Genomic DNA, 19,649 nt, shown 5'->3' on the forward strand with positions numbered 1-19,649 from the left:
ATCAGTGGCCCTTGGCCTGGTACTTGGTTCCGTTCACGCCGTAGCCGGCCTTCGTCATGACCCAGCCGACGATGGGGCCGATCACGAGGAGAGCAACGCCCACGAAGAAGAGCGTCCACTGGTCGATGAACAGCGCGACGGTGCCGAGGCTGATCGCGACCAGCATGATGATCACGGCCGTCCAGGCAGCGGGCGAGTGTCCGTGGCCGGGGTCGCCGTTCGGGTTGCTCATCTCGGATGTCTCCTTCGTTACGGGGATGGGAAGAGTCTATCGGGCGCCTGCGCCCGGATCCGTCGGATCATCGCCCCGGGACAGGTCGTCCCAGGAATCGACGGCGTCGAGCGGAGCAGCCTCATCACGAGGCGCGGCGGGCGCGGTGGCGTAGCGGCGTCCGGCGCGGGTCCACCGGTGCGCCGTCAGCAGGACGACGACGCCGGCGCCGACGATCACGAGGGCCGCGATGAGCGTCACGACCGGCCACGGGGTGGCCGTTGCGCTCTCGACGAGTGCCGACACGGCTTCCCCCGTGATGCCGGTGTGCTCGGTGACCGCCGGCGCGACCGCGCTGGCCGGGATCCCGTACAGAATCGGCGCGGTGAGGACGCCGACGCCGATCCCGAGCGCGATCGCGATCACGCCGAGCACGTACCGCAGGACGCGGCCGACGAGCGTCAGCACAAGGCCGAGCGCCAGTGCGGTCAGCATCAGCGGCTGCAGCACCGGGACGGCGGTGGATCCGGGCACGGGGAGGTCGCCGTCGGCGAGGCGGGCGATGATCCAGGTCTGCGTCGAGCCGATGAGGCCCAACGCGCCGGCAGCGATCAGCGCGACGACCGTGAGCGAGCGCAGTCGAGCACTCACGCCGGGTCGCCGCCTGCGGTCAGATCGGCCGGCACCGCGTGGAGATCGTGAGCGTCGAAGCACGTGCGGTCGCCGGTGTGACACGCGGCTCCCGTCTGATCGACCTTCAGGAGGACCACGTCGCCGTCGCAGTCGAGACGCGCCTCGACGACGCGCTGGATGTGGCCGGAGGTGTCGCCCTTGCGCCAGTACTCCTGGCGCGACCGCGACCAGTAGGTGACGCGGCCCGTCGTGAGCGTGCGACGCAGAGCCTCGGCGTTCAGCCAGGCGAGCATCAGCACCTCCCCCGTGTCGTGCTGCTGCACGATCGCGGGCGCGAGGCCGTCGTCGTTGAAGACGACCGCGGCGATACGACCCTCGAGGTCTTCGGGAAGCGGTCCCAGGTCGGCGCTCATCGCGTCACGATCCCCTCTGCGTGCAGGGCGCGCTTGACGTCGTCGATGGTGAGGTGGCCGGAGTGGAACACGCTCGCCGCGAGCACGGCATCGGCGCCGGCCTGGACGGCCGGGGCGAAGTGCTCGGGTGCGCCGGCTCCCCCCGAGGCGATCACGGGCACCGTCGCCAGCTCTCGCATGAGGCCGATGAGCTCCAGGTCGAAGCCCGCCTTGGTGCCGTCGGCGTCGATGGAGTTGACCAGCAGCTCCCCCGCGCCGCGTTCGATCGCCTCGCGCGCCCACGCGAGCGCATCGAGATCGGTCTCGGTCCGGCCGCCGTGGGTGGTGACGACGAAGCCAGAAGGGGTGCGAGGCGAGCGCTTCACGTCGAGCGAGAGCACGAGGGCCTGTGCGCCGAAGCGGTCGGCGATATCGTCCAGCAGCACGGGACGGGCGATCGCCGCGGAGTTGACGCCCACCTTGTCGGCGCCGACGCCCTGCAGCCGTGCGACGTCGTCGGTGGTGCGCACTCCGCCGCCCACCGTCAGAGGGATGAAGACCTCTTCGGCCGTGCGGCGCACGACGTCGTACATCGTGGCGCGCTCGTCGACCGTCGCGGTGACGTCGAGGAACGTCAGTTCGTCGGCGCCCTGCGCGAAGTACTCGCGCGCCAGCTCGACGGGATCACCCATCTCTCGGAGGTTCTCGAAGTTGACGCCCTTGACGACCTTGCCGTTCGCGACGTCCAGGCACGGGATGACGCGGGTCGCGACCGCCATGATCAGAGCCTCGCGTTGTCGATGGCGGTGACGAGGATGGCGCGCGCGCCCAGCTCGTACAGGTCGTCCATCACCTTGTTGACGCCCTTGCGCGGCACCATCACGCGCACCGCGACCCATTCGGGATCGCGCAGCGGCGACACGGTGGGCGACTCCATCCCCGAGGCGATCTCGACCGCGCGGTCGACGAGGTCCGCGGGCAGGTCGTAGTCGAGCATCACGTACTTGCGTGCGACCAGCACACCGCGCAGGCGACGCAGCAGCGTGTCGATCCCCTCGGCCTCCTGGGGGCCGGCGATCAGCACGGCCTCCGACTCGAGGATGACCGGACCGAAGATCTCCAGGCCGGCCTGGCGCAGGGTCGTGCCGGTCTCGACCACATCGGCGATCGCATCGGCGACACCGAGCTGCACAGCCGACTCGACCGCTCCGTCGAGCGGCACGATGTCGACGCCGATGCCGTGCTCGTCGAGGAAGGCGTCGACGAGCCCCGGGAACGCCGTCGCGATCCGCAGGCCCTCGAGGTCCTCGACATTCGCGAAGCGGCCCGGGCGGCCGGCGAAACGGAACGTGGAGCCGGCGAAGCCCAGCTTCTCGATCTCGCGCGCGGCGGGCATCCGCACGTCGAGCAGAAGGTCGCGGCCCGTGATGCCCACGTCGAGCGCGCCCGAGGCGACGTACGTGGCGATGTCGCGGGGGCGGAGGAAGAAGAACTCGACGTCGTTGGCCGCGTCGATCAGGTGGAGCTGCTTCGAGTCCCGGCGGCCGGCGTAACCGGCCTCGGAGAGCATCTCGGCGGCGGTCTCGGAGAGGGATCCCTTGTTGGGAACGGCGATGCGGAGCATTTCAGCTTTCAGGGGTGAGGTCGACGGATCCGGAGCGGAGCTCACAGATGTCGGTACACGTCCGCCGGTGTCAGGCCCTTCGCGATCATCATGACCTGAAGGTGGTAGAGCAGCTGCGAGATCTCCTCGGCCGCCTCGTCGTCCGACTGGTACTCCGCGGCCATCCAGACCTCGGCAGCCTCCTCGACGATCTTCTTGCCGATGGCATGCACACCCGCGTCCAGCTGGGCGACGGTGCCGGATCCCTCCGGTCGCGTCTGAGCCTTCTCGCTCAGTTCGGCGAACAGGTCGTCGAAAGTCTTCACCCCTCCAGGCTACCGCTCGCGGCAGGAGGTCAGTGACGGTGGTGCGCGGACGCGGTCTCGCGCAGACCCGCGATCGCCGCATCGATGTCCCCCGCCCCGAACACCGCTGATCCGGCCACGAAAGTGTCGGCACCCGCCTCCGCGGCCTGCCCGATCGTGTCGGCGGCGATGCCGCCGTCGACCTGCAGCCAGACATCGGCGCCCCGGCGGCGGGTCTCCTCGGCCAGGCGGCGCAGCTTCGGCATGGTCTCGGGCATGAACCCCTGGCCGCCGAAGCCGGGCTCCACGGTCATCACGAGGATCTGGTCGAACTCGTGCAGGTGCTCGAAGAGCCCCTCGACCTCGGTGCCGGGCTTCACCGCGACCCCGGCACGAGCCCCGATCTCGCGCAGGCGACGCGCGAGCCGGATCGGATCAGCGGCCGCCTCGAGGTGGAAGGTCACGGATGCGGCCCCGAGTTCGGCGTACCCAGGCGCCCAGCGGTCCGGATCGGAGATCATCAGGTGCACGTCCAGCGGCACGGGGCTCGTCGCCTGGATGCGCTCGACCATCTGCGGGCCGAACGTGAGGTTCGGCACGAAGTGATTGTCCATGACGTCGACGTGCACGAAGTCGGCACTCGCGATGCGGGCCAGCTCGGCCTGCATGTTCACGAAGTCGGCGGCGAGGATGCTCGGGTTGATGCGCGGCGCGGCAGGCAGGGACATGATCTCGATTCTGGCGTGGATCAGCGGACGCGGCGAAGCAGCGCGATGAACATGGCGTCGGTGCCGTGGCGGTGCGGCCACAGCTGGGCGTGGCCGGCCCCCGACGCGGGCGCGGGAAGGTCGATCGCGCCCCGCGACACGCGACGCAGCACCGCGCGGGCGTCGAGCTCCTCGACGGCGTCGCCGAGCTCCTCCGTGATCTGCTTCACGATCGCGGCCGTCTCGGCCAGATGCGGCGAGCACGTCACGTAGGCGACGGTGCCGCCGACCTTGAGCGCACCGACGGCCGCGCGCAGCAGGCCGGCCTGCACGGTCGCGAGCTCGGCGACGTCCGACGGCTGCTTGCGCCAGCGCGCCTCGGGCCGGCGACGCAGCGCGCCGAGGCCCGTGCAGGGCGCGTCGACGAGGATGCGATCATAGGCGCCGGGCCGCTCCTCGGCGAGCTCGCGGCCGTCGCGCTCGTGCACCACGACCTCGAGCGGCACGGGCGCGATCGCCTTGCGCACGAGCCCCGCGCGGGCCGGGACCAGCTCGTTGGCCTCGAGCGTCGCACCGTGCGCCAGGGCGTCGGCGGCGAGCAGCGCGGTCTTGCCGCCGGGGCCCGCGCAGAGGTCCAGCCACTTCTCCCCCGTCTCGACCGGCGCGAGGCGCGTCAGCGCGAGGGCGGCGAGCTGCGAGCCCTCGTCCTGCACGCGCACGGTGCCACCCGATCCGCGCACGAGGGGCTCGGGGTCGCCCGCCCGAAGGCGGAAGCCCACCGGCGAGTACGCGGTGCGGGTTCCGTCGGGCTCGGCGAGCCCCGGCAGAGCCGCCATCGTGACCCGCGGTGAGACGTTGTCGGCGTCGAGCAGGTCGTCGAGCTCCTCCCCGCGCCCCTCGGCGACCAGAGCGCGACGCAGGGCGCGCACGATCCAGACCGGATGTGACGACTCCAGACCGATCCGCTCATCGTCGGAGCGGGCGGTGTCGGCCACCCGGGTCAGCCAGTCGCCCGGGTTGTCACGGGCGATGCGCCGCAGCACGGCGTTGGCGAAGCCCGCGGCGCCGGATCCGGAGGCCTCACGAGCGAGCTCGACAGACTCGTTCACCGCCGCGTGCGAGGCGACACGGGTGGACATGAGCTGGTGCACGCCGAGGCGCAGCGCGTCGAGCACGGCGGCGTCGATCGTCGCAGGATCGCGGTCGGCGGCGAGGCCGATGACCGCGTCGTAGGTGCCGAGGCGGCGCAGGGTGCCGTAGGTCAGCTCCGTGGCGAGGGCCGCATCGCCGCCGGACAGGCCGAGGCGGTCGAGCTCCTTCGGCAGCAGCAGGTTCGCGTAGGCGTCGTCTTCCTGCACGGCGCGAAGCACCGTGTACGCGGCTCGGCGCGCAGGCTGCACCTGGCGCCACGACTTCGCGCTGGGACGCGCGCGCTCACGCTGCCCGGCACCGGCCGGAGTGCTCTTCGGGCGCCCGGCGGAGCGGTTCTCACGGCGGGGTCCGCCGTCGCGGTGCTCGACCATCAGGCCTTCTCTCCGGAGGCGCGCGTCTCGAACACGAGGTCGCCGCGGGCACCGCGCGCCCAGTCGGCTGCAGCCATCGCGGGCTTGCCCGCGGGCTGCACCCGCTCGACGAGGATCGGCTCCGTCGCGGTGCCGGCGAGGGCACCGCCCTTCACGATCGACACCACACCGGGCGGGAGCGCATCAGCGCCCTCGGCACGCCGCGCGGCCAGGATCTTGAAGCGCGCGCCGTCGAGGACGGTGTGCGCGCCGGGCTCGGGCGTGACTCCCCGGAAGCGGTCGAGCACCCGTTCGGCGGGCTCGGTCCAGTCGAGCAGACCGTCCTCGATCGTGAGCTTGGCCGCGTGTGTGGGCTCGCCCTCCTGCGGCCTCGCGACCGCGGATCCCTCCGCGATGCCTGCGACGACGTCGACCAGCAGGGTCGCGCCGCGGTCGGCGAGAGCATCCAGCACATCGCCGGCTGTCGCGTCCTGCGGCACCTCGTACTCGAGCTGGGCGAACACATCGCCCGCGTCGAGCGCCGGGACCAGCTGGAACACCGCCGCGCCGGTGACGCGATCGCCCGCCATCAGCGAGCGCTGGACGGGGGCCGCACCCCGCCAGCGCGGCAGCAGCGAGAAGTGCAGGTTGATCCAGCCGTGCGGCGGGAGGGAGAGCAGCGGCTCGCGCACAAGACCGCCGTAGGCGACGACGACCGCCAACTGGGGCTCGAGGGCCGCGATCCGGGCGGTGGCGGCATCGTCGAGGCGGGCCGCCTTGATGACGGGCAGACCGAGCTCGGCCGCGGCCGCGGCGACGGGCGACGGCGTCAGCACGCGCTTTCGGCCGAGCGGGGCGTCGGGTCGCGTGACGACGGCGGCGATGTCGTACCCCGCCGCGTGCAGCGCCTTCAGCGACGGGACCGCGACCTCCGGTGTCCCTGCGAAGACGATCCGAAATCCAGTGCTCACAGGTCTCCCGTCCAGCCGCTCCGATCACGCGCACGAGGCGCGGAAGCGGGGCTCTTCACAACTCCGGCTCGACGATGTCGAGCCTGGTCGTGAGTATATTCCGCGGCGCCCGGGACTTCGCCGGGCCGCGTCGCGATGAGCGGGCGTTGACCGCCTCGGTCACGACGGACGCGCGCAGGCTCGCCGCCACCGCCGGCCCGCGTGCGTAGTCGAACCGGACGAGCGCGCGGGCCCCCGGATACCCCTGCCGATCGATCGGCACCGGGCCGAGCACGGCGTCGGCCGACAGCTCGGGCACATCCGAGCGAAGCGTCGCGAGCGCCCGGTCCACGGCGGGCGCATCGCCCTCGAGGCGAGCAACCCGCGCGGTCGGCGGCATGCGCAGCGGGGCGCGGTCGTGCAGCTCAGCCCGGGCATAAGCGGCCTGCGTCCAGGTCGCCAGGGACCGCGCGACCGAGCCCTCGACGCCGGTGAGGTGCACCGGCGCGTCCGGCGCCGCGAGCGCCGCCGCATTCGACCACCAGCGCAGACAGGACTCGCCGATGCGCAGTTCTGGCGCCTGCAGCATGCGGTCGCCATCGAGCAGCAGCACCGCACGGTACCCGCCTTCTGCCAGGGGCTCGGCGCCGCGCGTGGCGACCACGAGCGCCGGCCGCGCATCCACCCGGAGAACCGGATGCGCGCCGTCGGCGACGATCACGCGCGTCCCGGGGAACGCGCGTCCCAGGTCATCCGCGGTGCGCTCGCTGCCCGAGGACGCGAGCCGCACGCGCGGCGATGAGCATTGGGCGCAGGCCCACGCTGTCGCGGAGCGTCCGCACCAGGTGCACACCGGCACCGCGCCCCGACCTTTGGCGTGAAGGGGGCCGCCGCAGTGCTTGCAGCGCGCGGGATGACGGCAGTCGGCGCAGACGAGCGTCGGCGCATAACCCGGCCGCGCCACCTGCACGAGCACGGGCCCTGATTCGAGCGCCTCGCGCACGGCTCGATAGGCCGCCGACGGGATCCGCGTGCCGGGCGTCTCGCTCTCATTCGTGGCGCTCAGCACCACCTTCGGAGCGTACCGACGCGCCGCCGGCACGTCGTCGACCCAGCCGAGGAGCACCAGCCGCTCGACATCGGAGGTGCGTGTGTGCCCCGCCAGCAGCAGGGCCGGCTTCTCCCCCGTCGTCTCATCGGGAATCTCCTGACGCACGAGTGCGGCATCCCGGGCGTGCACGTACGGTGCCAGCGGCTCCTCGAAGAGCGGATCGCCGTCGTCCCAGATCGCGAGCAGGCCGACGTTCGCGACGGGTGAGTAGACAGCGGAGCGGTTGCCGATCACCACGACCGGAGCGGGCTCCAGCGTGCGAAGGAACGCGCGGTAGCGCTCGGGCCCGCTCTGCCGGGCGTCGAGACGCACCACCGCCTCGGCGGGCAGGATCTCCTCGAGCGCCGCATGCAGGACATCGAGATCGCGATAGTCGGGCACGGCGAGCACGGCCGACCGCCCTGCCGCGAGGGTGAAGACGGCGGCGGCGGCGAGCACGGCCGTCCACGCGGGCCGATCGCCCTCGAGCCGGGCCGGCGCGTCGAGAGCGATGCGCCCGGCGCCCGCCAGGCGGTCGGCGAGGCCCGGATAGGCGTCGAGCACCGTGTGCGCGGCGAGCAGGATCTCAGCCTGAACGGAGGGTGACTCGACCGGAGCGCTTGCGAGCCACTGCTTCTCTACGCGCACCTGGCGTTTGGGGATCACCAGGCGCAGGATGTCCACCGCCGAGCCCGCCGCCCGGTCGGCGACACGTCGCGCAAGCGCATGCAGGCGAGACGGAAGCACCTCTGCGGCCGACACGACGGCATCGAGCTCGGAGAGCGCCCGCTCGCCGTCGGCCTCATCCGCGACCTCGACGATGTAGCCGTCGACCACACGACCGGCGGTGCGCAGGGGCGCCTTCACACGCACCCCCGCAGCCGCCTGGTCGGCGAGCTCCGCCGGGATGGCGTAGTCGAAGAGCCGGTCGAGCTGAGGCAACGGCGAGTCGATCAGCACACGCGCGACGCGCCGCGAGGTCCCGCTCATCCTCTGCCCGGATCCTGCGCGGCGACGGTCAGAGACCGGCGGCGCGACGCAGCTCGTCGACGCGGTTGGTCTGCTCCCAGGTGAAATCGGGCAGTTCTCGACCGAAGTGGCCGTACGCCGCGGTCTGGGCGTAGATCGGGCGCTTCAGGTCGAGCTGCTCGATGATCGCCGCCGGGCGAAGGTCGAACGCCGCCTGGATCGCCGTGATGATCACGTCGTCGGAGACGTGACCGGTGCCGAACGACTCGACGTAGAGGCCCACCGGGTTCGCCTTGCCGATCGCGTAGGCGACCTGCACCTCGAGCCGGTCGGCCAGCCCGGCCGCCACGGCGTTCTTGGCGACCCAGCGCATCGCATAAGCCGCCGAGCGGTCGACCTTGGACGGATCCTTGCCGCTGAAGGCGCCGCCGCCGTGACGCGATGCCCCGCCGTAGGTGTCGATGATGATCTTGCGCCCCGTCAGACCCGCGTCGCCCTTGGGGCCGCCCGTCACGAAGGGGCCCGCGGGGTTGATGTAGAGCTTGGGAGCCTCGAAGTCGAGGCCCGTCTGCTCGAGCACCGGGCGGATGACGCGCGCCTCGATCTCGGCCCGGATCTCCTCCTGGGTGAGCTTGGGATGGTGCTGCGTGGAGATGACCACGGCGTCGACGGTCTTGGGCGTGAAGCCGTCGTAGCCGAGCGTGACCTGCGTCTTGCCGTCGGGACGCAGGAACGGCATCTCGCCGTTGCGACGCACCTCGGTCAGACGCTCCGCCAGGCGGTGCGCGGTCCACGCGGCCATCGGCATCAGCTGCGGCGTCTCCTTCGCCGCGAAGCCGAACATGATGCCCTGGTCGCCCGCCCCGAGCTGCTCATACGTGTCGGAGGAGCCGTCGCGCGTCTCGAGCGCGTTGTCGACGCCCGCAGCGATGTCGCCCGACTGCTCGCCGATCGAGACGCTCACGCCGCAGGAGTCGCCGTCGAACCCCATGTCGCTCGACGTGTAGCCGATGCGGTTGATGACCCCGCGCACGATCGCCGGGATCTCGACATACGCGTCGGTGCGGATCTCGCCCGCGACGTGCACCAGGCCCGTCGTCACCAGCGTCTCGACCGCGACGCGGCTCTCCGGATCTTTCGCGATGAGGCCGTCGAGGATGCTGTCGGAGATCTGGTCGCAGATCTTGTCGGGGTGGCCCTCGGTGACGGACTCGGACGTGAACAGACGAAGGCTCATAGGTGCTCCTTAGGAGAGGCGTTCAGAGCAGCTCTGGGGGCGCTGGTCAGGATGTCAGAACGGTGCGGGCAAAACAGTGGTGGTCGCCGCCAATCATGGCGGCGACCACCGACAAAGTGCGTCGAGCGATTACTCGGCGTGACGCAGGCGCAGCTTGTCCTGGTGGATCTCGTGCAGCGCGATGGTCAGCGGCTTGTCCTCGACCGACGAGTCGACCAGCGGGCCGACGTTGTCGAACAGGTTCCCCTCGTGGAGATCCGTGTAGTAGTCGTTGATCTGGCGAGCGCGCTTGGCGCCGTAGATGACCAGCTGGTACTTCGAGTCGACCTTGTCGAGCAGCTCGTCGATGGGCGGGTCGATGATGCCCTTGTTCTCCGTGGTCATGAGGACCTCCAGGATCGGCGACGTCAGTCGCGACAGTGTCAGAAGTATCGGTTCAGAAAGCCGCGCGCGACGAATCAGCGCCCGGAAGCATGTGCCAAGTCTACGACCTGCTGCGCGGCCGTGGCGACGTCCTCGTTCACGATGTGGAAGTCGAACTCGCTCTGGGCCGCGAGCTCCACGCGCGCCGTGCGCAGTCGTCGCGCCCGTTCCTCCTCGTCCTCGGTGCCGCGGCCCACCAGACGGGAGACGAGCTCGTCCCAGCTCGGCGGGAGCAGGAACACCAGCGACGCACGCGGATCGGCCGCGCGCACCTGACGCGCGCCCTGCAGATCGATCTCGAGCAGCACCGTGCGGCCCTCGGCCAGCGCCTTCTCGATCGGTCCGCGCGGAGTGCCGTAACGATACTTGTTGTGCACAACGGCATGCTCGAGCAGCTCGTCCTCCGCGAGCATGCGGTCGAACTCCGCATCGTCCACAAAGTAGTAATGCACCCCGTCGATCTCGCCGGGTCGAGCAGGACGCGTGGTCGCCGACACCGACACCAGGATGTCGGGGTTGTCCTCACGGATCTTCGCCGACACGGTGCCCTTGCCGACCGCGGTCGGCCCCGCGAGCACCAGCAGGCGGCTGCGCCCCGGGCGTGCGACCGGCTCCGGCATCCGTCCGTCGAGCCACGCCTCGAGCGCGGCGCGCTGCCGGCTGCCCAGGCCGCCGAGGCGTTTGACCGGCGAGATGCCGAGCTCGGCGAGGATGCGGTCGCGCTTGCCTTCGCCGATGGCGGGAAGGGACGTGAGGAAATCGGGTACACGCATCGTGCCCGCCGGCGATGCCGGGTCAGCCACAGCGCGACGCAGCACCTCCTGGGGGCTGACGACGCGCGTGCCGAGATCGCGCTTGAGCGCGGCGCGCGCTCGGCGGGCGGCCACGGCGCGGCGGGATGCCGCGGCGCGGTCCACCTCGGGCGGGCGCTGTGAAGGCGGGGTGACGGCCTCAGACATGCGAACTCCCCTCGCGGACGGCGGGATACGCCGCGGCGGCTGCGGCGATCGCGGGTGCGATGCCATCCGGCCCGGCGGACAAGACGCTGCGACTCTCGCTGGCGACGACGGCCGGGGCCATCTCGCCGTAGACCGCGACCAGCTGGTCGGGACGCGCTCCCTGGTGCCCGAAGCCTGGCGCGAGGATCGGGGCGAACGGCATGAACGGCGTCAGACCCGCCTGCGCCCAATCGACCGTCGCGCCGATGACGAAGCCGAGGCTCCCCCACTCGCCTTCCGCGGCATCCTGGGCGTTGCGCGCCGACACCTGCGAGATCACATCGGCGGACACGGTCGATCCCGTGGACGTCGTCGAGCGCTGCAGGCCGGTGGCCTCCGGGTTGCTGGTGGCGGCCAGGACGAATGCGCCCTTGCCGTGCTCCCGCGCGATGTCGAAGGTGCCCGAGAGCGCGCCCACGCCGAGGTACGGGCTCACGGTCAGCGCGTCGGCTTCGAGCGGCGAGCCCGGGGTCAGCCAGGCCGCCGCATACGCGTCCATCGTCGAGCCGATGTCGCCGCGCTTCGCGTCGGCGATCACCAGGATGCCCGCCGCGCGCGCGGACGCGAGCACCTCCTCGAGAGCCGCGATGCCGGCCGACCCGAATCGCTCGAAGAAGGACACCTGCGGCTTCAGGAAGCCGACCCGCCCCGCGCCTGCCTCAACGACACGCAGGCCGAACTCGCGCACGCCAGCCGCGTCGGCGCTCAGCCCCCACGACGCCAGAAGAGGCTCGTGAGGGTCGATGCCGACGCAGAGGTGCCCGTGCCGCGCGATGGCGGCACGGGCGCGCTCTCCGAACGAGTGGGTCACACGGCCTCCACGGCGACCCGCTGCTCGCGCTCGATCGCGTACTCCTGGAGCGACTTCACGTCGAACCCGCCGCGCATCGTCTCCATGGCGGACACGGCTGCGCCGACCGTGGCGATCGTCGTGAACAGCGCCTTGTCGCCGCCCACCGCGGCCGCGCGGATCTCGTAGCCGTCGGCGCGGGCGGACGTGCCGCTCGGGGTGTTGACGATCATGTCGACGCGACCGGCGTTGATCAGATCGACGATGTTCTCGCCGCCGCTCTCCTGGGTCTGGCTGAACTTGCCCACGACCTCCGCCTCGATGCCGTTGCGCAGCAGGATCTCGGCCGTGCCCTCGGTGGCGAGGATCGAGAAGCCGAGCTGCTGGAGGCGGTGCGCCGGCAGCAGGACGTCGCGCTTGTCGGCGTCGGCGACGGAGATGAACACCGTGCCCGACTGCGGGATGCCGCCGTACGCGGCCGACTGGCTCTTCGCGAACGCCGTCGGGAAGTCGCGGTCGATGCCCATGACCTCGCCGGTCGAGCGCATCTCCGGGCCGAGGACCGAGTCGACGATGTGCCCGTCCTTGGTGCGGAACCGCTTGAAGGGCAGCACGGCCTCCTTGACGGAGACGGGCGAGTCCAGCGGCACGCGCGAGCCGTCGATCTGCGGCAGCAGGCCTTCGTTCTTGAGGGCGTCGATCGTCTCACCGGCCATGATGCGCGAGGCCGCCTTGGCCAGCGGGATGCCCAGGGCCTTCGACACGAACGGGACCGTGCGGCTGGCACGGGGGTTCGCCTCGATGACGTAGAGCACGCCCGCGCTGATCGCGAACTGCACGTTCAGCAGACCGCGCACGCCGACGCCCTGCGCGATGGCCAGGGTGGCCTCGCGGACGCGGTCGATCTCGGTCCGACCGAGCGACATCGGCGGCAGCGCGCAGCTCGAGTCGCCGGAGTGGATGCCGGCCTCCTCGAGGTGCTCCATCACGCCGCCGATGTAGAGCTCGGTGCCGTCGTAGAGCGCGTCGACGTCGATCTCGACCGCGTCGTCCAGGAAGCGGTCGACCAGCAGCGGCGCGTCCTCGCCGATGATGGCGTGCTCGGCGATACGGACGAAGTAGTCGCGCAGGCTGGCGGTGTCGTAGACGATCTCCATGCCGCGGCCGCCGAGCACGAAGCTCGGGCGGACGAGCACCGGGTAGCCGATCTCCTCGGCGATGCGGACGGCCTCAGCCTCGTTCGTGGCAGTGCCGTTGCGCGGGGCGACGAGGCCGCCGCGCTCGAGGATCTCGCCGAAGAGCTTGCGGTCCTCGGCGAGGTCGATCGCGGCGGGGCTGGTGCCCAGGATCGTGTAGCCGGCCTGCTCGATGCCCTTTGCGAGCGCGAGCGGGGTCTGACCGCCCAGCTGGCAGACGACGCCGTAGATCTCACCGGACTGCGACTCCGCGTGGAGCACCTCGAGCACGTCTTCGAGCGTCAGAGGCTCGAAGTACAGACGGTCTGAGGTGTCGTAGTCGGTCGACACCGTCTCGGGGTTGCAGTTGACCATGATGGTCTCGAACCCGGCCGCCGAGAGGGCGAACGACGCGTGCACGCACGAGTAGTCGAACTCGACGCCCTGGCCGATGCGGTTCGGGCCGGAGCCGATGATGACGACCTTCTTGCGGTCGGACGGCGTGACCTCGGTCTCGAAGTCGTAGCTCGAGTAGTGGTACGGCGTCGCGGCCGGGAACTCGCCGGCGCACGTGTCGACGGTCTTGAACACGGGACGCAGACCGAGACCGTGGCGCACGGTGCGCACCTCCACCTCGGAGACACCACGCAGCTGCGCGATCTGGACGTCGGAGAAGCCGTGCTCCTTCGCGAGGCGCAGCACGCGCTCGTCGAGCTCATCGGCGTCGGCGACGACATCGGCGACCTCGTTGATCAGAGCGATCTGGTCGAGGAACCACGGGTCGATCTTGGTGGCATCGAACGCCTGCTCGATCGTCGCGCCCTTGCGGAGGGCCTGCTGGACGAGCACGATCCGGCCGTCCGTCGGCGTCTTCGACTCCTCCAGGAGCTGCTCCACCGAGCGCTCCTCGTCGCCCCAGTGGAAGGACGATCCGCGCTTCTCGACCGAGCGCAGCGCCTTCTGGAGCGCGGTCGTGTAGTTGCGGCCGATCGCCATCGCCTCGCCGACCGACTTCATGGTCGTCGTCAGGGTCGGGTCGGCGGCCGGGAACTTCTCGAACGCGAAGCGCGGCACCTTCACCACCACGTAGTCGAGCGTGGGCTCGAACGACGCGGGCGTCACCTGGGTGATGTCGTTGGGGACCTCGTCCAGACGGTAGCCGAGGGCGAGCTTCGCGGCCAGCTTGGCGATCGGGAAGCCCGTCGCCTTCGACGCGAGCGCCGAAGAGCGCGAGACGCGCGGGTTCATCTCGATGACGATGATGCGGCCGTTGTCGGGGTTGATGGCGAACTGGATGTTGCAGCCGCCGGTGTCGACGCCCACGGCGCGGATGATGTCGATGCCGATATCGCGGAGCTTCTGGTACTCGCGGTCGGTCAGCGTGAGCGAGGGCGCCACGGTGATCGAGTCGCCCGTGTGGACGCCCACCGGGTCAACGTTCTCGATCGAGCACACGACGACGGTGTTGTCGGCCGTGTCGCGCATGAGCTCGAGCTCGTACTCCTTCCAACCGAGGATCGACTCCTCCAGGAGCACCTCGGTGGTCGTCGACTCCCGCAGGCCCTGACCGGCGATGCGGCGCAGGTCCTGCTCGTCGTACGCGAAACCGGAGCCCAGACCGCCCATGGTGAAGGACGGACGGACGACGAGCGGGTAGCCGAGCTCCTCCGCGCCGGCGAGCACCTCGTCCATCGTGTGCGCGATGACCGAGCGCGCCACCTCGGCGCCCGACTCGATGACCAGCTCCTTGAAGATCTGGCGGTCCTCGCCCTTGCGGATGGCGTCGACCTTCGCGCCGATCAGCTCGACGCCGTACTTCTCGAGGATGCCGCGCTCGTGCAGGGCCATGGCGGCGTTGAGCGCCGTCTGCCCGCCCAGGGTCGGCAGGATCGCATCCGGCTTCTCCTTGGCGATGATCGTCTCGATCACCTCGGGCGTGATCGGCTCGATGTACGTCGCATCGGCGAAATCCGGATCGGTCATGATCGTGGCCGGGTTCGAGTTCACCAGGATGACGCGCACGCCCTCCTCGCGGAGCACGCGGCAGGCCTGGGTGCCGGAGTAGTCGAACTCGCAGGCCTGGCCGATGACGATCGGGCCCGATCCGATGACGAGGACGGACTGGATGTCGTCGCGCTTAGGCATTCGAGTCCTTCTTGCTGATGTGGTCGACCACCATGTCCTTGAAGCGGTCGAAGAGATAGTTGGCGTCGTTCGGTCCGCCGGCGGCCTCGGGGTGGTACTGCACCGAGAAGGCGGGGATGTCGAGGGCGCGCAGGCCCTCCACGACGTTGTCGTTGAGACCCACGTGGCTGACCTCGGCGCGGCCGAAGTCGGTGTCGAACTCGCCCTCGACGGGCGCGTCGACTGCGAAGCCGTGGTTGTGGGCGGTGATCTCGACCCGTCCCGTGAGCTTGTCGCGCACCGGCTGGTTGATGCCGCGGTGGCCGAAGGGCAGCTTGTAGGTGCCGAGGCCCAGGGCACGACCCAGCAGCTGGTTGCCGAAGCAGATGCCGAAGAAGGGCAGACCCTCCGACAGCACGCCGCGCAGCAGGTCGACGTGGGCGGCCGAGGCCGCAGGATCGCCGGGTCCGTTCGAGTAGAAGACCGCGACCGGCTCGATCGCCTGGATCTCCTCGAGCGTCACGGACTGGGGAAGCACATGCACCTCGAAGCCGCGGCGGGCGAGGTTGTTGACGGTCGCCTGCTTGATGCCGAGATCGATGACGGCGAGGTTGCCGATCTTCTCGCCCTCAGCAGGAGTGACCGCGGCGACATCCACCGAGACCTCTCCGGACAGGTTCTGGCCCGTCATCTGCGGGGCCTCCTGCACGATGCGCAGCTGCTCGTCGGCGTCGATCGCCGCGGCTTCGCCCGAGAACACACCACCGCGCATGGAGCCCGCCGAGCGGATGTGCCGCGTGATGGCGCGCGTGTCGATGCCCGAGATGCCGACGATGCCGTCGCGCTCGAGCGCGTCGTCGAGCGACTCCTCCGCGCGCCAGTTCGACACGACGCGCGAGGGGTCGCGCACGATGTAGCCGGCGACCCAGACGCGCCGCGACTCCGGATCCTCGGTGTTGACGCCCGTGTTGCCGATGTGCGGCGCAGTCTGCAGCACGATCTGGCCGGCGTAGGACGGGTCGGTGAGGGTCTCCTGGTAGCCGGTCATGCCGGTCGTGAAGACCACCTCTCCGAGGGTGGTGCCGACGGCGCCGTAGGCGTTGCCGACATAGCGCGTGCCGTCTTCGAGGACGAGGACCGCGGGATCGCGGTCGAGGAGCGATGTCATCGCTGTGCTCCCATCTGGGTGGAATCGTGAGAAGTCAGGAGGGGCAGGATCTCGGCGACGAGCGCATCGGGATCCGCGTCCTGCAGACGTACGTAGGTGTCGCAGACCGTGTCGTCGTCGGGGGCCCATGCCAGCAGCACGAGTCCGTCGCCGTCGACGACGCGGTCGATGGTCCAGGTCGCGCGTCCGGCGCCGCGCAGGCGCTCGGACGCGATGAACACGGTGGGCGCTCCGGGCAGGTCGAGGGCGACGCCCTCGTCGGTGACGCTCACCGAGACCCGTGAGCGGAACGAGAGGGGCTGGACGTTCAGTCGCTCCAGCGGCTCGCAGTGACGCGTGGTCGCCACGTAGAGGCCCTCGAACGATGCGCGGATCGCCCCGCGCACCGGGCCGACGGGGGCCACGACAGCCGCGTCGCGCCGTGCGCGCCGCCGCCAGCCCCACGCCATCAGCGCGAGACCCACCACGGCGAGCAGGGCGAAGAGCAGGGCGGCGATCTCCTGTGTCATCAGCGCACCAGCTCCACGAGCGCCCCGTCGGCGACCGTCGCGTAGCCACGGTGGATCGTCCACTGCACTCGGCCAGGGAGGTCGCGCCCGAGGTAGGGCGAGTTCTCACTGCGCCCGTGCAGGTCGTCCCGCGTGAAGACGCCGGCGACCGAGGGGTCGTACAGGGCCAGCTCGGCGGGCTGACCCGCCTCGAGGCGGGTGCCGTGACCGGCCAGGCGGCCGATGCGAGCCGGGGTGTACGACATGATCCGCGCCACGTCGGCCCAGTCGATGAGCCCGGTCTCGACCATGGACTGGTGGACGACGCGGAGGGCGCTCTCGAGCCCGACCATGCCGTTGGCCGCCGCCTGCCACTCACAGGCCTTCGCCTCAGCGGGGTGCGGCGCGTGGTCGGTGGCGACGATGTCGATCGTGCCGTCGGCGAGTCCCTCCCGCACGGCCTGCACGTCCTCGGCGGTGCGCAGGGGCGGGTTGACCTTGAAGCGCGGGTCATAGTCGCGCACGAGCTCATCCGTGAGCAGCAGGTGATGCGGGGTGACCTCGGCCGTCACGTCGATGCCGCGCTTCTTGGCCCAGCGGATGATGTCCACCGATCCGGCGGTCGAGAGGTGGCACACGTGCAGGCGCGAGCCCACGTGCTCGGCGAGCAGCACGTCGCGCGCGATGATCGACTCCTCGGCGACCGCGGGCCAGCCGGCCAGGCCGAGCTCGGCGGACACGATGCCCTCGTTCATCTGCGCGCCCTCCGTGAGGCGCGGATCCTGAGCGTGCTGCGCGACGACGCCGTCGAAGGCCTTCACGTACTCGAGCGCGCGGCGCATGATCAGCGGATCGAAGACGCAGAAGCCGTCATCGGAGAACACACGGACTCGTGCGCGCGAGTCGGCCATGGCGCCGAGCTCGGCCAGGCGCTCGCCCTTCTGCCCCACCGTGACCGCGCCGATGGGCTGCACGGTGGCGTAGCCCGCCGCCTCGCCGAGTGCGAGCTCCTGCTCGACGACGCCCGCGACATCGGCGACGGGAGACGTGTTCGGCATCGCGAAGACCGCGGTGTAGCCGCCCGCCGCCGCCGCGCGGGTGCCCGTCAGAATCGTCTCACTGGCCTCGTACCCCGGCTCGCGCAGGTGCGTGTGCAGGTCGACGAGGCCCGGAAGGGCGATCAGGCCGTCCGCGTCGATGATGGTCGCGCCGGCGCGGGACAAGCCCGTGCCGACCTCGGCGATCACGCCGTTCTCGATGATCAGATCGGCGCGGTCCGCGCCCTCGATGGCAGCGCCGGTGATGAGGAACGTCTCGCTCATCGCTCCTCCTCCGTGGTCGAAGTGTTCTGGCCGGTCAGCAGCAGATACAGCACCGCCATCCGCACGGACACGCCGGCCTTGACCTGCTCGAGCACGGTCGAGCGGGGCGAGTCGGCGGCTTCGGCGGAGATCTCCAGGCCCCGGTTCATGGGCCCGGGGTGCATCACAATGCTACCTTCCGGAAGGCTGGCAAGGCGACGTGCGTCGAGCCCCCAGCGACGCGAATACTCCCGCTCAGAGGGGAAATACGCGGCGTTCATGCGCTCGAGCTGAATGCGGAGCATCATCAGCGCGTCAGGTTCGTCGGCGATCGCCTGGTCGAGGTCGTAGCGCACCGTCACCGGCCATGCTGAGGTGTCCTGCGGCAGGAGCGTCGGCGGGGCGACCAGCGTGACGTCAGCGCCGAGCGTGTGCAGCAGCCAGACATTCGAGCGTGCGACGCGCGAGTGGAGGATGTCGCCCACGATGGTGACGCCGAAGCCCGAGAGGTCGCGCCCTCGACTGTCTGCGCCGTAGCGGCGCTTGCGCATCGTGAAGGCGTCCAGCAGCGCCTGGGTGGGGTGCTCGTGGGTGCCGTCCCCGGCGTTGACCACGCCCGCCTCGATCCAGCCGGAGGTCGCGAGCGTGCGCGGCGCCCCCGAGGCGCCGTGGCGGATCACGACGGCATCCGCGCCCATCGCCTGAAGGGTCTGAGCCGTGTCCTGCAGGCTCTCGCCCTTGGAGACGCTGGAGCCCTTCGCCGCGAAGTTGATCACGTCCGCCGACAGGCGCTTGGCCGCCGCCTCGAACGAGATCCGCGTGCGGGTGGAGTCCTCGAAGAACAGGTTGACCACGGTCTTCCCCCGCAGCGTGGGAAGCTTCTTGACCTCGCGAGACTGGGTGTCGGCCATGTCCTCGGCGACGTCGAGGATGCGGATCGCGTCCTCGCGGCGCAGGGTGCGGGTGTCGAGCAGATGGCGCATCAGGCCGCGTCCCCTTCGTTCGTCGGGCCCTCGATCGTGACCTCGTCGACACCGCCGTCGACCTCGGAGAGGCGCACGTTGACACGCTCCGACCGCGCAGAGGGGAGGTTCTTGCCGACGAAGTCGGGCCGGATCGGCAGTTCGCGGTGGCCTCGGTCGACGAGGATGGCGAGTCGCACGGCGGCCGGGCGGCCGATGTCGTTCAGCGCGTCGAGCGCGGCCCGGATGCTGCGACCCGAGAACAGCACGTCATCGACCAGGACGACCACCTTGCCGTCGATCCCGCCCGCGGGAATGGCCGTCGGGCTGGGCGTGCGCGTGGGGTGCTTGGCCAGGTCGTCGCGGTACATCGTGACATCGAGCGACCCCGCGGGCACCGCCGCGCCTCCGAAACGCTCGATGAGCGTGGACAGGCGCTGAGCGAGGTTGACGCCGCGAGTGGGGATGCCGAGCAGAATCAGATCATCCGCGCCCCTGTTGGACTCGAGGATCTCGTGTGCGATCCGAGTCAGAGCGCGTGCGATGTCGGCGTCATGCAGCACAGTCCGTCTGGGCGTGCTCATCGGCCTTCTCCTTTCTCCGCCTCACAGGACGGTGTTA

General features: G+C 70.7%; 20 protein-coding genes. All 20 read right to left on the reverse strand.

The features are described 5' to 3' along the window. Nucleotide 1: 1 nt before the first annotated feature. Complete coding sequence (locus J5V96_RS12060) at nucleotides 2-232, reverse strand: HGxxPAAW family protein (protein WP_208504083.1); 231 nt, start codon at nucleotides 230-232, stop codon at nucleotides 2-4. A gap of 36 nt (nucleotides 233-268) precedes the next feature. Next, nucleotides 269-862 carry a Trp biosynthesis-associated membrane protein gene (locus J5V96_RS12065; RefSeq protein WP_208504085.1) on the reverse strand — a complete coding sequence of 198 codons (594 nt, stop codon included), beginning with the start codon at nucleotides 860-862 and terminating at the stop codon, nucleotides 269-271. Further along, nucleotides 859-1,257, reverse strand: coding sequence for a phosphoribosyl-AMP cyclohydrolase (gene hisI / locus J5V96_RS12070; RefSeq protein ID WP_208504087.1), 399 nt, complete (start codon nucleotides 1,255-1,257; stop codon nucleotides 859-861). Before hisI ends, J5V96_RS12065 begins: the two co-directional genes overlap by 4 nt. Beyond that, a complete protein-coding gene (gene hisF / locus J5V96_RS12075) occupies nucleotides 1,254-2,015 on the reverse strand; it encodes an imidazole glycerol phosphate synthase subunit HisF (RefSeq protein WP_208504091.1) in 762 nt (253 codons plus the stop codon). The genes hisI and hisF overlap by 4 nt, the downstream gene beginning before the upstream one ends. Before the next feature lie 2 nt (nucleotides 2,016-2,017). Beyond that, entirely contained in the window at nucleotides 2,018-2,860 is an 843-nt protein-coding gene (gene hisG / locus J5V96_RS12080) for an ATP phosphoribosyltransferase (RefSeq protein WP_208504093.1), read from the reverse strand. Between the two features lie 41 nt (nucleotides 2,861-2,901). Further along, on the reverse strand, nucleotides 2,902-3,165 hold the full coding sequence (locus J5V96_RS12085; RefSeq protein ID WP_203138573.1) for a phosphoribosyl-ATP diphosphatase: 264 nt from the start codon (nucleotides 3,163-3,165) through the stop codon (nucleotides 2,902-2,904). Between the two features lie 29 nt (nucleotides 3,166-3,194). Beyond that, complete coding sequence (gene rpe / locus J5V96_RS12090; RefSeq protein ID WP_208504096.1) at nucleotides 3,195-3,872, reverse strand: ribulose-phosphate 3-epimerase; 678 nt, start codon at nucleotides 3,870-3,872, stop codon at nucleotides 3,195-3,197. 20 nt (nucleotides 3,873-3,892) lie between these two features. Next, nucleotides 3,893-5,374: an RsmB/NOP family class I SAM-dependent RNA methyltransferase gene (locus J5V96_RS12095; RefSeq protein ID WP_208504098.1), complete on the reverse strand. Its 1,482-nt coding sequence runs from the start codon at nucleotides 5,372-5,374 to the stop codon at nucleotides 3,893-3,895. Continuing rightward, nucleotides 5,374-6,324: a methionyl-tRNA formyltransferase gene (fmt, locus tag J5V96_RS12100; protein ID WP_208504100.1), complete on the reverse strand. Its 951-nt coding sequence runs from the start codon at nucleotides 6,322-6,324 to the stop codon at nucleotides 5,374-5,376. Before fmt ends, J5V96_RS12095 begins: the two co-directional genes overlap by 1 nt. A 55-nt stretch (nucleotides 6,325-6,379) precedes the next feature. Continuing rightward, the gene (locus J5V96_RS12105; RefSeq protein WP_208504102.1) at nucleotides 6,380-8,383 is read right to left on the reverse strand and encodes a primosomal protein N' family DNA-binding protein; all 2,004 of its coding nucleotides are present in this window, start codon (nucleotides 8,381-8,383) and stop codon (nucleotides 6,380-6,382) included. Between the two features lie 28 nt (nucleotides 8,384-8,411). Next, nucleotides 8,412-9,599 carry a methionine adenosyltransferase gene (gene metK, locus J5V96_RS12110; protein WP_208504105.1) on the reverse strand — a complete coding sequence of 396 codons (1,188 nt, stop codon included), beginning with the start codon at nucleotides 9,597-9,599 and terminating at the stop codon, nucleotides 8,412-8,414. A 129-nt stretch (nucleotides 9,600-9,728) separates the two neighbouring features. Then, entirely contained in the window at nucleotides 9,729-9,983 is a 255-nt protein-coding gene (gene rpoZ / locus J5V96_RS12115) for a DNA-directed RNA polymerase subunit omega (protein ID WP_055988299.1), read from the reverse strand. A 74-nt stretch (nucleotides 9,984-10,057) separates the two neighbouring features. Beyond that, complete coding sequence (gene gmk / locus J5V96_RS12120) at nucleotides 10,058-10,981, reverse strand: guanylate kinase (protein WP_208504107.1); 924 nt, start codon at nucleotides 10,979-10,981, stop codon at nucleotides 10,058-10,060. Then, nucleotides 10,974-11,831, reverse strand: coding sequence for an orotidine-5'-phosphate decarboxylase (gene pyrF, locus J5V96_RS12125; protein WP_208504108.1), 858 nt, complete (start codon nucleotides 11,829-11,831; stop codon nucleotides 10,974-10,976). Before pyrF ends, gmk begins: the two co-directional genes overlap by 8 nt. Beyond that, nucleotides 11,828-15,130, reverse strand: a complete 3,303-nt coding sequence (gene carB / locus J5V96_RS12130; protein ID WP_208504110.1) for a carbamoyl-phosphate synthase large subunit — start codon at nucleotides 15,128-15,130, stop codon at nucleotides 11,828-11,830. The genes pyrF and carB overlap by 4 nt, the downstream gene beginning before the upstream one ends. Continuing rightward, nucleotides 15,123-16,277 carry a glutamine-hydrolyzing carbamoyl-phosphate synthase small subunit gene (gene carA, locus J5V96_RS12135; RefSeq protein ID WP_208504112.1) on the reverse strand — a complete coding sequence of 385 codons (1,155 nt, stop codon included), beginning with the start codon at nucleotides 16,275-16,277 and terminating at the stop codon, nucleotides 15,123-15,125. The genes carB and carA overlap by 8 nt, the downstream gene beginning before the upstream one ends. Further along, the gene (locus J5V96_RS12140; protein ID WP_208504114.1) at nucleotides 16,274-16,786 is read right to left on the reverse strand and encodes a PH-like domain-containing protein; all 513 of its coding nucleotides are present in this window, start codon (nucleotides 16,784-16,786) and stop codon (nucleotides 16,274-16,276) included. Before J5V96_RS12140 ends, carA begins: the two co-directional genes overlap by 4 nt. Beyond that, nucleotides 16,786-18,087, reverse strand: coding sequence for a dihydroorotase (locus tag J5V96_RS12145; RefSeq protein ID WP_208504116.1), 1,302 nt, complete (start codon nucleotides 18,085-18,087; stop codon nucleotides 16,786-16,788). The genes J5V96_RS12140 and J5V96_RS12145 overlap by 1 nt, the downstream gene beginning before the upstream one ends. Beyond that, entirely contained in the window at nucleotides 18,084-19,049 is a 966-nt protein-coding gene (locus J5V96_RS12150; RefSeq protein ID WP_208504118.1) for an aspartate carbamoyltransferase catalytic subunit, read from the reverse strand. The genes J5V96_RS12145 and J5V96_RS12150 overlap by 4 nt, the downstream gene beginning before the upstream one ends. Next, nucleotides 19,049-19,612, reverse strand: coding sequence for a bifunctional pyr operon transcriptional regulator/uracil phosphoribosyltransferase PyrR (gene pyrR, locus J5V96_RS12155; protein ID WP_208504120.1), 564 nt, complete (start codon nucleotides 19,610-19,612; stop codon nucleotides 19,049-19,051). The genes J5V96_RS12150 and pyrR overlap by 1 nt, the downstream gene beginning before the upstream one ends. Between the last annotated feature and the right edge of the window lie 37 nt (nucleotides 19,613-19,649).

It is taken from the genome of Microbacterium stercoris (genome assembly GCF_017592545.1).
Lineage (GTDB): Bacteria > Actinomycetota > Actinomycetes > Actinomycetales > Microbacteriaceae > Microbacterium > Microbacterium stercoris.

Coding starts and splice junctions, on each gene's coding strand:
- pyrR (WP_208504120.1), bottom strand. CDS start 19,612: ATGAGCACGCCCAGACGGACTGTGCTGCATGACGCCGACATCGCACGC.
- hisF (WP_208504091.1), bottom strand. CDS start 2,015: ATGGCGGTCGCGACCCGCGTCATCCCGTGCCTGGACGTCGCGAACGGC.
- J5V96_RS12150 (WP_208504118.1), bottom strand. CDS start 19,049: ATGCGCCATCTGCTCGACACCCGCACCCTGCGCCGCGAGGACGCGATC.
- J5V96_RS12105 (WP_208504102.1), bottom strand. CDS start 8,383: ATGAGCGGGACCTCGCGGCGCGTCGCGCGTGTGCTGATCGACTCGCCG.
- J5V96_RS12140 (WP_208504114.1), bottom strand. CDS start 16,786: ATGACACAGGAGATCGCCGCCCTGCTCTTCGCCCTGCTCGCCGTGGTG.
- hisI (WP_208504087.1), bottom strand. CDS start 1,257: ATGAGCGCCGACCTGGGACCGCTTCCCGAAGACCTCGAGGGTCGTATC.
- J5V96_RS12060 (WP_208504083.1), bottom strand. CDS start 232: ATGAGCAACCCGAACGGCGACCCCGGCCACGGACACTCGCCCGCTGCC.
- rpe (WP_208504096.1), bottom strand. CDS start 3,872: ATGTCCCTGCCTGCCGCGCCGCGCATCAACCCGAGCATCCTCGCCGCC.
- hisG (WP_208504093.1), bottom strand. CDS start 2,860: ATGCTCCGCATCGCCGTTCCCAACAAGGGATCCCTCTCCGAGACCGCC.
- J5V96_RS12095 (WP_208504098.1), bottom strand. CDS start 5,374: ATGGTCGAGCACCGCGACGGCGGACCCCGCCGTGAGAACCGCTCCGCC.
- gmk (WP_208504107.1), bottom strand. CDS start 10,981: ATGTCTGAGGCCGTCACCCCGCCTTCACAGCGCCCGCCCGAGGTGGAC.
- rpoZ (WP_055988299.1), bottom strand. CDS start 9,983: ATGACCACGGAGAACAAGGGCATCATCGACCCGCCCATCGACGAGCTG.
- J5V96_RS12145 (WP_208504116.1), bottom strand. CDS start 18,087: ATGAGCGAGACGTTCCTCATCACCGGCGCTGCCATCGAGGGCGCGGAC.
- carB (WP_208504110.1), bottom strand. CDS start 15,130: ATGCCTAAGCGCGACGACATCCAGTCCGTCCTCGTCATCGGATCGGGC.
- metK (WP_208504105.1), bottom strand. CDS start 9,599: ATGAGCCTTCGTCTGTTCACGTCCGAGTCCGTCACCGAGGGCCACCCC.
- carA (WP_208504112.1), bottom strand. CDS start 16,277: ATGACATCGCTCCTCGACCGCGATCCCGCGGTCCTCGTCCTCGAAGAC.